This is a genomic window from Micromonospora sp. S4605, assembly GCF_003176715.1.
GTDB lineage: Bacteria > Actinomycetota > Actinomycetes > Mycobacteriales > Micromonosporaceae > Micromonospora > Micromonospora echinaurantiaca.
Map to the genome: position 1 here is coordinate 1 of NZ_QGSW01000309.1, position 11,309 is coordinate 11,309.

An 11,309-nucleotide genomic window follows, 5' to 3' on the forward strand; every position below is an offset into this window, starting at 1 on the left:
GGGGTGCTCGGGGTGGGCGCGATCGGGGTGGACGGGTCGCGTTCCGCCTTCTCCCAGACCGGCCCGTACGTCGACCTGGTCGCGCCCGGCAGCGACGTGCTGATGGCCGCCCCCGGCCGGGGCCACCACCGGGCCGAGGGGACCAGCTACGCCGCGCCCTTCGTGGCGGCCACCGCCGCGCTGCTGCGGCAGTACCGACCCGGGTTGACCGCGGCCGAGGTGGCGCAGCGGATCCTCGCCACCACCGACCCGGCCCCCGGTGACGGCCGGGGCGACGGGTACGGCGCGGGAGTGCTCAACCCGTTCCGGGCGGTCACCGAGACCGGCGGCGGGGTCGCCACGCGGCCGCGCCCGGCCACCGCGCTCGCGGACGACCGGCCCGATCCGGCGGCGTTGGCCGCGCGGGCCCGTCGGGCCACGGCACAGGACCGGGCGCTGCTGGTCGCCTCGCTCGCCGCGACGGTGGTGGCGGTGGCGGCGCTGGCCGCCCTGGTGGTGCCCCGGGGCACCCGCCGCCGGTGGCGCCCGGCCGACCCGGCCTGAGCCCGACACCCGGCACCCGGCACCCGGCACCCGGCATCAGCCTGGGCGCCGACCCGGGACCTCGCCGGGATGGTGACCACGTGTTCCGGGGACGCCCGACGGGGCAGGTCGGCGGCCGGGGGCCGCCGTGCGTCGGGTGGCGCCGGCCGGGCCGGTCGCCACCCGACGGGCCGGGATCACTGGAACAGGCCGACGTTCTTCTTCTCGGTGTCGAGGTAGTCCGCCGCGGAGTCGTCCACCGCGAGCCTGATGTCACGCAGCATGGCCTGCAGGTCCTGCGAGGCGGACCGCCACCGGGCCTGCCGCTGCTCGTACGCCTGCCGGGCCTCGCCGGTCCAGCCGGCCACCAGCGGGGCGGCGTCCCGTTCCAACTGCCCGAGCTGCGATTCAAGCGTGTTCAGCGCCCTCTGGATGTCCGCGCTGGCCTGTTGCAGCGCGGCGAAGTTGACGACCAGCACACCGTGGTCCATCGAATGGCTCCCTCTTCCGGTCAAGGTCTACAGCGGTAGCTGGATGCCGCCGCGGTTGGTGGTGGACACCCGGCCGGCGGCCTCGGTGTCCGCGACGTCGTACTGCTGGCCGGCGGTGCGGATCGCGGAGGCTGTCTCCCGCAGCGCCCGCTGCAAGGTGGCCTGGTCCTGCGCCCACTGCTGCTTGACCTGCTCGAAGGAGCGCCCCCCGGCGCCCCGCCAGGCCTGCTGCAACACCTCCAGCTCGGCCATCAGGCTGCTCAGCATGGTCTGCAACGACTGGTCCACCTGCTCGAACTTCGCGGCGGTCTGCTGCATCACCGCCGCTTCTGCCTGGGTCTGGGACACCCGGACGTCACCTCGTCTCATCGGTCGTGGCTGGCCGTCGGCACGCCCACCTCAGGACGCGCCGCTCGCGCCGCCCGGGACACGAGCTTGGCGGGCGCGGGTCAGCGGAACTCGTCGCTGACGGTAGCGGCCCGATCGCTGTTGTGCTACCCCACCGGCCTCCCCTGTGGACAACCGCGGCCCCCCGCGCTGCCGGCTCCCGCCGTTACGATGGGCCGCAGCAACGTCGCGGCGAGTGATCGGCAAGGAGGCGGAGTGCCGGCGACCACCAGCCCGAGCCGGGTCGCTCCGATCGACCGCTCACCGCCGGACCCCACCGTGGCCGCGTCGGTCCCCGGTCCGCCGGCCGACCCGGCGACCACGGCCGGGGCGACCCGGCGGGGCGCTCTGCCGGCACAGTGGATCCCCGCCGGACGCCGGCCACCCACCGGCGTGCGCGCCGGTCAGGTCGTCGCCGCACAGGTCGCGGTGGCGGTGCTCGCCGCCGCCGTCGGGCAGGGGCCCGTCCCGGCCCTGGCCGCGATCGCGGTGGCCGCGGTACTGGTGCCGGCCGCCTGGCTGCGGATCCGCGGTCGCTGGCTCTTCGAGTGGCTGGCCACCGCGCTGGGCTACCTGACCCGGCGGCGCGGGCTGCCCGCCTCGGCCGACCCGGCGGCGCTGCTCGACCTGGTCGACCCGACCGCCGTGCTGCACCCGTCGGCACCGGGCGGTGGGCCGGGCGCGCTGATCGAGGACGCGACCGGGCTGGTGGCCGTGCTGGAACTCGGCGACCCGGGCGACCTGCTGGGCGACGGCCCGCGGCAGCTGCCCGGGCCGGCCTCGCTGCTGACGGCGGCTCCGCCGGACGGGCCGCCGGCGCGGGTGCAACTGCTGCTCACCGGGGCACCCGCACCGACCGTCGACGCGGGTGGCGGCACCGTCGCGACCTCCTACCGGCAGCTCACCGACGGGCGGCTGGCCGCCCGGGAGCGCGCCGTGCTCGCCGTCCGGGTGCTGCGGGTCGACGGCTGGTCCGACGAGGAACTGCGGCGCGCCCTGGCCGGCACCGTGCGCCGCCTGGTACGCCGGTTCGGCCCGGTCGCCGTGCGTCCGCTGGGTGAGCACGCAGCACTGCGCGTCCTCGCCGAACTGGCCCACCACGACGGACGTCCGGCGCAGGAGTCCTGGCAGGTGTTGCGCTCCGGCGGCCTGCTTCAGGCCAGCTTCCGGCTGCGCCGCTGGCCCGATCCGCGGGTCGAGGCCGGCCGCCGGCTGGTGCCCCGGCTGCTCGCGCTGCCGGCCACCGCCACCACCGTGTCGCTCTGCGCCGGGCCGTGGGCCGACCCCGCCGGCGTGCCCACCGAGCTGACCGTACGGCTGGCCACGGCGACCCCGGCGGAGCTCGCGGTGGCCGCCCAGGCCCTCGACCGGCTGGTGGCCGGCGCCGGCGGCGAACTCCAGCGGCTCGACGGCGCGCAGCTCGACGGGCTGGCAGCCACCCTGCCGCTCGCCGCGGCCGGCGCCGGGTTGCCCGGCGGTCCGGTCCGGGAGCCGCCGGAGCTGCCGTTCGGCGAGGCCGGGTTGATGATCGGCAGCAACCGGCACGGCGGTGCGGTGACCGTCCGGCTGTTCCGGCCGGAGCGCACCCGGGTGATGCTCGTCGGTGGGGTACGCGCCGCCCAGCTCGTGGTGCTGCGCGCGCTGGCGCTCGGCGCCCGGGTCGCGGTGCAGACCACCCGGCCGCTCAGCTGGGAGCCGTTCGTTCGGGGCGCCGGCACGCCGGGCGGCGCGATTCCCCTGCTCCCGCCGGGCCGGCCGGTCGGCGGCGCGCCCGGCACCCCGTTGCGTCCGCAGCTGCTGGTGGTCGACGCACCACTGCCCGCCGAGTCCGAGCCCGGGCCGCCCTGGCGGGCCACCCTGCTGGTCCGGGACGAGCTGACCCCGGCGGACGCCGACGCGCTGGGCCGGGCCGACCTGGCGGTGCTGCAACCGCTCAGCCCGGTGGAGGCCGCGCTGGCCGGGAGCGCGCTGGGCCTCGGCGCGTCCGCCGAGTGGCTGACCCGGATCCGCGACGACATGGTCGCGGTGGTGAACCGGCGGGCGCTGCGCTGGGCACTGCTGTCGCCCACCCCGATCGAGTCGCAACTGATCGGTCGCCCGTCCCGCCGCTGAACCAGGTCACGCCCGGCCGTCACGCTCACGGCCCGATCGACACCTGGCTCGACCGATTCGTCGATCTCTCGGGTTCCGCCGGTGCGCCGTCCGTGGCACGATCCCCGCCATGGGTTTTCTGAAGGGTCTGCTGATCCGCCTGGCCGTCACGGCGCTGGCCTTCTGGCTGGCCACCCTGGTCATCCCGGGCATCACGCTGGATTCCGACTCGGCGACCGAGACGGTCACCACGCTGGTGCTGGTGGCGATCATCTTCGGCGTGGTCAACGCGGTGCTCCAGCCGGTCATCAAAACCGTCGGTTGCGGCTTCTACCTGCTGACCCTCGGGCTGATCGCGCTAGTGGTGAACGGGCTGCTCTTCCTGCTCACCAGCTGGATCGCCGACCAGGCCGGGCTGCCGTTCCACGTGGACGGTTTCTGGCCGGCCGCGGTGCTCGGTGCGCTCTTCGTCGGCATCGTCACCTGGATCCTCGGCGCCCTGCTCGACCGCGACTGACCGCCGCCCCCACCACGGTGTCGGCCGCGCTTTCCAAGAAAGTGCGGCCTCGCCGCCCGGCACGGACCAGTGGGCGGGAATTGGCCCGCGTGCCGGGCGGGTGGGCGGTCTAGCCTCGCAGGGTGTTCACCCTGACCCGTGACGACGGCTACCTGCTCAGCACCGACCCGGACCGGATCGACCTGGACCGGGTGCACCACTGGCTCTCCACCGACGCGTACTGGGCGATCGGGCGGAGTTGGGAGACGGTGGCCCGGGCGTTCGCCGGCTCGCTGCCGTTCGGGGTCTACCGTCCCGGTGACGGGCGGCAGGTGGCGGTGGCCCGGGCGGTCACCGACCAGGCGACCTTCGCCTGGCTCTGCGACGTCTACGTCGACCCGGGTGAGCGCGGCCGCGGCCTGGGCAGTTGGCTCGCCCGGGCCGTCCGCGACCACCTGGACACCCTCGGCGTACGGCGGATCCTGCTGGCCACCAACGACGCGCACGGGGTGTACGCGAAGGTCGGCTTCACCCCGCTGCCGGATCCGCGCCGGTGGATGCAGCTCGACCGGCGCGACCAGGCGGTGAGCCAGTTCACAGGCAAGGAGCAAAGCGGCGGTTCGCCCCTTACGGTGGAGGCGTGACGCCACTTCGGCTCGGATACCTCTACGGCATCGGCGCGTACCTGCTGTGGGGGTTCTTCCCGCTCTACCTGAAGCTGCTGCGCCCGGCCGGGCCGCTGGAGATCCTCGCGCACCGGATCGTCTGGTCGGTGGTCTTCGTCGCGCTGCTGCTGGCCGCGCTGCGCAACATCGGGTTCCTGCGGGCGCTGCTGCGCCGACCCCGGGCACTGGCGGGGATCGGCGTCGCCGCCGCGCTGATCGCTGTCAACTGGGGCACCTACATCTACGGCGTGAACTCCGACCGGGTGGTGGAGACCGCGCTCGGCTACTTCATCAACCCGCTGGTCGTGGTGCTGCTCGGGGTCACCGTGCTGCGGGAACGGCTGCGCCCCGCGCAGTGGGTGGCGTTGGGCGTCGGTGGGCTGGCCGTGGTCGTGCTGACCGTGGACTACGGCCGGCTGCCCTACCTGGCGCTGACCCTGGCCCTGAGCTTCGGCGGGTACGGCCTGGTCAAGAAGCGGCTCGGGCTGCCCGCCGCCGAGGGGCTCTTCGTCGAGTCGGCGGTGCTGGCGCTGCCCGCGCTGGCGTACCTGGGGTGGCTCATCGCGGCCGGCGACGCCGCCTTCGGGCACGTCTCCGCCGGGCACACCGTGCTGCTGATGCTGGCCGGCGCGGCCACCGCCATCCCGCTGCTGCTCTTCGCCGGGGCGGCCAACCGGCTCCCGCTGACCAGCCTGGGCATGATCCAGTACCTGGCGCCGATCCTCCAGCTCGGCTGCGGCGTACTGATCTTCCACGAGCCGATGCCGCCCGCCCGGCTGGCCGGCTTCGCCCTGGTCTGGGCCGCGCTGATCGTCTTCACCGTCGACGCCCTGCGCGCGTCCCACCGCGCCCGGGCCGCGGCCATGGCCACGGCGCCCGCCCCCGCCTAGCGGGCGGCCAGCTCAGCGGACGTCGTAGGCGAGCACCGGGGTGCCGTCGGCGCGGAGCAGCTCCAGCCGCACCAGCTCCGCGCCGGTGAACCGGGTCGCGCCGCTGATCCGCAGGTCGTCGCCGGGCGCGGCGAGCCAGGAGCCGATCTGCTCGGTGGCGCCGTCCGGACCGTGCGCCACCAGCCGGAAGGTGTACGCCTTGCCGTAGCCGGGCCGCGCCTCGTACCCGCAGCGCATGGTCACCTCGGTACCCCACTCGGTGCCGGTCAGCGCGACCTCCGCGTGCACCGGCACCGCGCCGGCGACCGGCTGCATGGCGACCATCTGCGGGTCGCCCGCCGGCCCCGACCCGGTACGGGGCAGCAGGGTGGCCGTACCGACACCGACCACCAGGGCGAGCGCGGCCGCGGCGAGCGCGGTCAGCGCGTACCGCCGGCGGCTGGCCCACCGCTCGCGGCGCCGGCGCTCCCGGGCGGCCGCGAGCAGCTCGGGCATCCGGCTGCTCTCCGCCGGTGGCGGCAGGAACTGTTCCAGGCCGGCCGGGTCGAGCCGGCCCAGCAGGCCGGGCAGGACGGCGATCTCGGCGACCGCCTGCTGGCAGGCGGCGCAGCCGGCGAGGTGCCGCTCGTAGGCCGCCCGCTCGGCGGGAGCCAGCGCACCCAGCACGTACGCGCCGTCGTCGTGCGCGAACTCGCACCGGGTCATCCCGTCACCCCCATCTCGGCCAGGACCAACCGTAGTGAGCGCAGGGCGTAGTGCGTCCGGGACTTCACCGTGCCGGGCGGCACGCCCAGCCGGGAGGCTGCCTCGGCCACCGAGCGTCCCTGGTAGAAGCACTCCACCAGCACCTCGCGGTGGGTCGGGCTGAGCCGGTTCAACGCCTCGGCCACGGTCCAGGCCTCCACCGCACGCTCCGCTTCGTCGACGGTCTCCGGTGGCTCGGGCAGCTCGTCGGTGTAGACCTCGCCGACCCGGGTGGCCCGGCGGCGCCAGGCGTCGATGGCGAGGTTGCGGGCGGTGGTGAAGAGCCAGGCGCGGACCGAACCGCGCCGGGGGTCGAGGGACTCCGGATGCCGCCAGGCCCGCAACAGGGTCTCCTGCACCAGGTCCTCGGCCCGCTGCCGGTCGCCGTTGACCAGCCGCAGAGCGTGCGCGTACAGCGCCTCCGCGTGCTCGTCGTGCAGCGCGCGGAGCAGTTGGGCGTCGTGGTCGCTGATGGCTGTCTCCTCGCTTCCGGCGCGCGTCCGGCGGTGCGTTCGCTCGGTATTACGTGCGGTCACGCCGATCGGTTCAGCCGCAGGTCATCACGGGCTTCCCGGCGAGGTGTTCATGCCTGGTTCACACCGCGGCCGACGACCGCTCACCGCGCCCTCCTAGCGTCCGCCGGGTACGCACCAGACCTTCCGGCGTGCATCGACCCCTTTCAGGAGGCTCCTCCCCATGAGCGACCGTCCCCGGCTGCTCCCGCTGCTCGGCGCCACCCGCCACGGCGGCCGTGACGCCATGACCTGTCTGTACCGGTGCGGCAACGCCTGCGACCACCCGGTGCCGAACACCTCCGACAACACGTACTTCGGCGATGTGGTCGGCGCCGAGGTGACCCGCCGTGGCGTGGTCCGGGCCGGGGCGGTCGGCGCCCTGGTCCTCGGCTTCGGTGGCGCCGCGGCCGGCGCGCTGGCCGGCGCCGCGCCCGCGGCGGCCGCCCCCGCCACCCCGGTGGTCCCCGAGGCCGCCGGGTTCGGCCGCCCCGGGCAGGGCGTGGGCAACGGCGCGCTGACCTTCGCGCCGATCCCGCCGAACAAGCTCGACACCCTGGTGGTGCCGAACGGGTACGACCACTCGGTGGTGATCCGCTGGGGCGACCCGGTGCTGCCGGGCGCGCCCGAGTTCGACCTGCACCGGCAGACCGCCGCCGCGCAGGCGAAGCAGTTCGGCTACAACAACGACTTCGTCGGCGTGCTGCCGCTGGACAAGCAGGGCCGGCGCGCGCTGCTCGTGGTCAACCACGAGTACACCAACGAGGACCTGATGTTCCCCGGCTTCACCAGCCAGGACGCGCTGACCGTGGAGCAGCTGCGGGTCGCGATGGCCGCGCACGGCATGTCCGTGGTGGAACTGGAGCGGGTGGGTGGCACCGGGCAGTGGCGGCCGGTCGGCAAGGGGCGCCTGCCGTACAACCGGCGGGTCACCGCGCTCGGCACGAAGTTCGAGCTGACCGGGCCGGCCGCCGGCTCCGCCTGGCTGCGTACCGCCGCCGACCCGAAGGGCCGGACGGTGATCGGCACGCTGAACAACTGCGCCGGCGGGGTCACCCCGTGGGGCACGGTGCTCTCCGGTGAGGAGAACTTCAACCAGTACTTCGTCGGCGGCGACGGCGCCCCGGCGGAGCTGAAGCCGAAGCTGGACCGGTACGGCATCACCACCGGCGCCCGCTACCCGAGCGGCAGCCGCAAGTGGGAGCGCGCCGACGAGCGGTTCGACCTGGCCAAGCACCCGAACGAGGCGCACCGGTTCGGCTGGATCGTGGAGATCGACCCGTTCGACCCGGAGAGCCGCCCGCGCAAGCACACCGCGCTCGGCCGGTTCAAGCACGAGGGTGCGAACGTGATCATCGCGAAGAGCGGGCACGCGGTCGCCTACATGGGTGACGACGAGCGGTTCGACTACCTGTACAAGTTCGTCTCCGACAAGAAGTTCATGCCGGGCAACTCCTGGGTCGCCCGCAAGCACAACCTGACCCTGCTGGAGTCCGGCACCCTCTACGTGGCCAAGCTCGACGAGACCAGCGCCGGCGAGATCGACGGCTCCGGCAAGCTCCCCTCGGACGGGGCGTTCAACGGCCGCGGCCGGTGGATCAAGCTGGTCAGCGGCAACCGCTCGTACGTCGACGGGATGACCGCCGCCGACGTGCTCACCTTCACCCGGCTGGCCGGCGACAAGGTCGGCGCGACCAAGATGGACCGGCCGGAGGACGTCGAGCCGAGCCAGCTCACCGGCAAGGTGTACGTGGCGCTGACCAACAACACCAATCGGGGCGTCGGCAGCAACCCGAAGGCGGACGAGGCCAACCCGCGTACCGCCAACAAGCACGGCCACGTGCTGGAGCTGGTCGAGGACCGGGGCGACAACTCGGCCGAGACGTTCGCCTGGTCGGTGCCGATCGTGGCCGGCGACCCGGCCGACCCGTCGACCTACTTCGCCGGGTACGACAAGACAAGGGTCTCGCCGATCTCCTGCCCGGACAACGTCGCCTTCGACGCCACCGGCAACCTCTGGATCTCCACCGACGGCAACGCGCTGGGCAGCAACGACGGCCTCTTCGCCACCGCCGTCGAGGGCCCGGAACGGGGTCACCTCAAGCAGTTCCTGACCGTGCCGCTCGGCGCCGAGGCGTGCGGCCCGTTCATCACCGGCGACAACCGGTCGGTCTTCGTGGCCGTACAGCACCCGGGCGAGATCACCGGGGCGTCGGTGGAGAAGCCGGCCTCGACCTGGCCGGACGGGGACTTCGCCAAGCCGGGCGTGGTGGTCACCTGGCGGCTCGACGGCGGCCCGGTCGGCAGCTGACGTCACTCGGGCGGTCCCGGCGCCGGACCGCCGGCGGGGCCCTCTCCCAACCGGGGAGAGGGCCCCGTGCCGTCGTCGCGTTCTTCGCGGTGCCCGGCGGACTGACCGGCACCCCGCTGACCCGGCCCGTTTCCGGCCACCGCCCCCGGCTCAGCTCTCGGCGGCGATGCCGTCGGCGATCGCCCGGGCGGCGGTGAGCAGCTTGGCGCGTACCACCCGGGCGGAGGTCATCATCTCGCTGGCCGGCAGCGCGCAGGCCAGCACCACCCGGCGCTCCATGTCCTTGTCCGGAGCAACCAGCACCGCCGCGCAGGCCACGCCCTGCCGGAACTGCCCCAGCTCCAGCTGCATGCCGCGCCGGTCACCGGCGGCCAGGTCGGCCTCGAACGCCTCCACGTTGGTCAGCGTGGCGCTGGTGAACGGCCGCATACCGTACTCGCGCAGGTAGCGGAAGCGCTGCTCGGCGGTGAGCGTGGCGAGCAGCGCCTTGCCCAGCGCGGTGGCGTGGGCGCCCTCGTCGAAGCCGGGGACCAGGTCCTCCAGGTACGGCGTACGCGGCCCCTCGGCCACCGCGGTGATCGCCACCTGGCCACCGACGAACCGGCCCAGGTAGTGGCTGTAGCCGGTGTCCGCGGCGACCCGGCGCAGGCTCTCGCCGACCGCCGGCGGCCCGCGGAACGCGGTCACCAGCTCGCGGTAGCGGTCCGCGACCTCCAGGCCCACGATGTACGTGCCGTCCTCGCGACGGATCACGTAGCCCTCGTAGGCCAGCGTGCGGACCAGGTGATAGGTCGTCGCCACGGTCAGCTCGCACCGTCGGGCGATCTGCTTCACGGTCAGCCCTTTGGGGGCACGGCCGACCGACTCGAGCACTCGTAGCGCGCGGGACACGCTCCGGATCAGATCCGAAGGCTCCGCCAGGGGGTCGCGCACAACCACCTCCGCCGCCGGGGACTTACACCATATGAAATACCGGCCGGGCGCGAAATGCCTGTTCGGGTGGAGGATGCCAGATCGTCATAGACGAGTTGTGCTTCAGCCGACACGATGCGTGCCGTGAGCTGGACTCGCGTAGGTTTGCCGCATCATGGCCGACACCGCGCTGCACCCGGCTCCCGCGCCGGCCCGGCCCGTCCGGGCCGCCGCCGGCGCCGTCGCCGTCACCATCGCCTCCGTCCTGCCGGTCTTCCTGGTCGGCGGGCTCGCCGTGCAGTTGGGCGAGGATCTCGGTTTCTCCCCGGCCGGGCTGGGCCTGGCGGTGTCGGTCTACTTCGGGGTGGGCGCGCTGGCCTCGGTGCCCTCCGGAGCCCTCGCCGAGCGGTACGGGCCGGCCCTGGTCGCCCGGGCCGCCATCCTGATCTCGGCCGGCAGCCTGCTCGCCATGGCGGCGCTGGCCCGCTCCTTTCCGGTGCTGCTCGGGCTGCTCGCGCTCAGCGGCACCGCGAACGCCCTCGGCCAGATGGGCAGCAACGCCGCGCTGGCCCGGCACGTGCCACCGCGGCGCCAGGGCCTGTCGTTCGGGGTGAAGCAGGCGGCCATCCCGGTCTCCACGCTGCTGGCCGGCGTGGCGGTGCCGACCGTGGCGCTGACCGCCGGGTGGCGTTGGGCGTTCGTGGCGGCCGCCGCGGCCGCGCTGGCCGCCTGGGCGGCGGTACCCGCGCGGGAGCCCCGTCCCGCGCGGCGGGACGCCGGCGCCCGCGCCAGCCGAGCCACCGGCGCCCTGGTGCTCGTCGGGGTGGCCGCGACGCTCGCCGCGGCGGCCGCGAACGCGCTCGGCACCTTCCTGGTCGACTCCTCGGCCGACCGTGGGCTGGCGCCCGGACCGGCCGGCCTGACCCTGACCCTCGGCAGCGCGGTCTGCGTCGCCGCCCGGGTCGGCGCCGGCTGGCTCGCCGACCGTCGCTCCGGCGGTCACGTGGCAGTCATCGCCGGCATGCTGGTGGTCGGCGCCGGTGGCCTCGGTCTGCTCGCGGTGGCCGGCACCGGGCCGCTGGTGGTCGGCGTGGTGCTCGGCTTCGGGCTGGGCTGGGCCTGGCCGGGGCTGATGAACTTCGCGGTGGTCCGGCTGCACCCGCAGGCGCCGGCCGCGGCCACCTCGATCACCCAGACCGGGGTGTACGCCGGCGGCTGCCTCGGCCCGCTCGCCCTCGGCACGCTCGCCGCCCAGACCGGCTACCCCACCATGTGGACCGCCGCCGCC

Annotated in this window: 12 protein-coding genes; 7 read left to right on the plus strand and 5 right to left on the minus strand. The window is 74.7% G+C overall.

What is annotated here, in order from left to right; translation table 11 throughout:
• Positions 1–543, plus strand: a 543-nt coding sequence (locus DLJ47_RS27630) for a S8 family serine peptidase (protein WP_146228208.1), incomplete at its 5' end; no start/stop codon positions are given.
• 176 nt (positions 544–719) lie between these two features.
• On the opposite strand, the gene DLJ47_RS27635 is transcribed toward DLJ47_RS27630, so the two are convergent.
• Together DLJ47_RS27635 and DLJ47_RS27640 are read right to left on the minus strand one after the other, a co-directional pair.
• Positions 720–1,013, minus strand: coding sequence for a WXG100 family type VII secretion target (locus DLJ47_RS27635; protein WP_109904237.1), 294 nt, complete (start codon positions 1,011–1,013; stop codon positions 720–722).
• 27 nt (positions 1,014–1,040) lie between these two features.
• The gene (locus DLJ47_RS27640; RefSeq protein WP_088997043.1) at positions 1,041–1,361 is read right to left on the minus strand and encodes a WXG100 family type VII secretion target; all 321 of its coding nucleotides are present in this window, start codon (positions 1,359–1,361) and stop codon (positions 1,041–1,043) included.
• A 255-nt stretch (positions 1,362–1,616) separates the two neighbouring features.
• Between DLJ47_RS27640 and eccE the strand changes: the two genes are divergently transcribed.
• The 4 genes from eccE to rarD all read left to right on the plus strand — a co-directional run bounded on the left by eccE (position 1,617) and on the right by rarD (position 5,542).
• Positions 1,617–3,512, plus strand: a complete 1,896-nt coding sequence (gene eccE, locus DLJ47_RS27645) for a type VII secretion protein EccE (protein ID WP_446723606.1) — start codon at positions 1,617–1,619, stop codon at positions 3,510–3,512.
• Positions 3,513–3,621: 109 nt separating this feature from the next.
• Positions 3,622–4,008: a phage holin family protein gene (locus DLJ47_RS27650; protein WP_109904241.1), complete on the plus strand. Its 387-nt coding sequence runs from the start codon at positions 3,622–3,624 to the stop codon at positions 4,006–4,008.
• 122 nt (positions 4,009–4,130) lie between these two features.
• Positions 4,131–4,631, plus strand: a complete 501-nt coding sequence (locus tag DLJ47_RS27655; protein ID WP_109904243.1) for a GNAT family N-acetyltransferase — start codon at positions 4,131–4,133, stop codon at positions 4,629–4,631.
• On the plus strand, positions 4,628–5,542 hold the full coding sequence (rarD, locus tag DLJ47_RS27660) for an EamA family transporter RarD (RefSeq protein ID WP_109904245.1): 915 nt from the start codon (positions 4,628–4,630) through the stop codon (positions 5,540–5,542). The genes DLJ47_RS27655 and rarD overlap by 4 nt, the downstream gene beginning before the upstream one ends.
• A 12-nt stretch (positions 5,543–5,554) precedes the next feature.
• Here the strand turns inward: rarD and DLJ47_RS27665 are convergent, their stop codons facing one another.
• The gene (locus tag DLJ47_RS27665; protein WP_109904247.1) at positions 5,555–6,247 is read right to left on the minus strand and encodes an anti-sigma factor family protein; all 693 of its coding nucleotides are present in this window, start codon (positions 6,245–6,247) and stop codon (positions 5,555–5,557) included.
• Positions 6,244–6,759 (minus strand): sigma-70 family RNA polymerase sigma factor, encoded by a 516-nt coding sequence (locus DLJ47_RS27670; RefSeq protein WP_088998064.1) that lies wholly within the window; start codon positions 6,757–6,759, stop codon positions 6,244–6,246. The genes DLJ47_RS27665 and DLJ47_RS27670 overlap by 4 nt, the downstream gene beginning before the upstream one ends.
• Positions 6,760–6,982: 223 nt before the next feature.
• Between DLJ47_RS27670 and DLJ47_RS27675 the strand changes: the two genes are divergently transcribed.
• A complete protein-coding gene (locus DLJ47_RS27675) occupies positions 6,983–9,109 on the plus strand; it encodes a PhoX family protein (RefSeq protein ID WP_109904249.1) in 2,127 nt (708 codons plus the stop codon).
• A 150-nt stretch (positions 9,110–9,259) separates the two neighbouring features.
• On the opposite strand, the gene DLJ47_RS27680 is transcribed toward DLJ47_RS27675, so the two are convergent.
• On the minus strand, positions 9,260–10,042 hold the full coding sequence (locus DLJ47_RS27680) for an IclR family transcriptional regulator (protein ID WP_109904251.1): 783 nt from the start codon (positions 10,040–10,042) through the stop codon (positions 9,260–9,262).
• A gap of 154 nt (positions 10,043–10,196) precedes the next feature.
• On the opposite strand from DLJ47_RS27680, the gene DLJ47_RS27685 reads away from it, so the two are divergent.
• A partial coding sequence (locus DLJ47_RS27685; protein WP_109904253.1) for an MFS transporter occupies positions 10,197–11,309 on the plus strand: 1,113 nt, incomplete at its 3' end.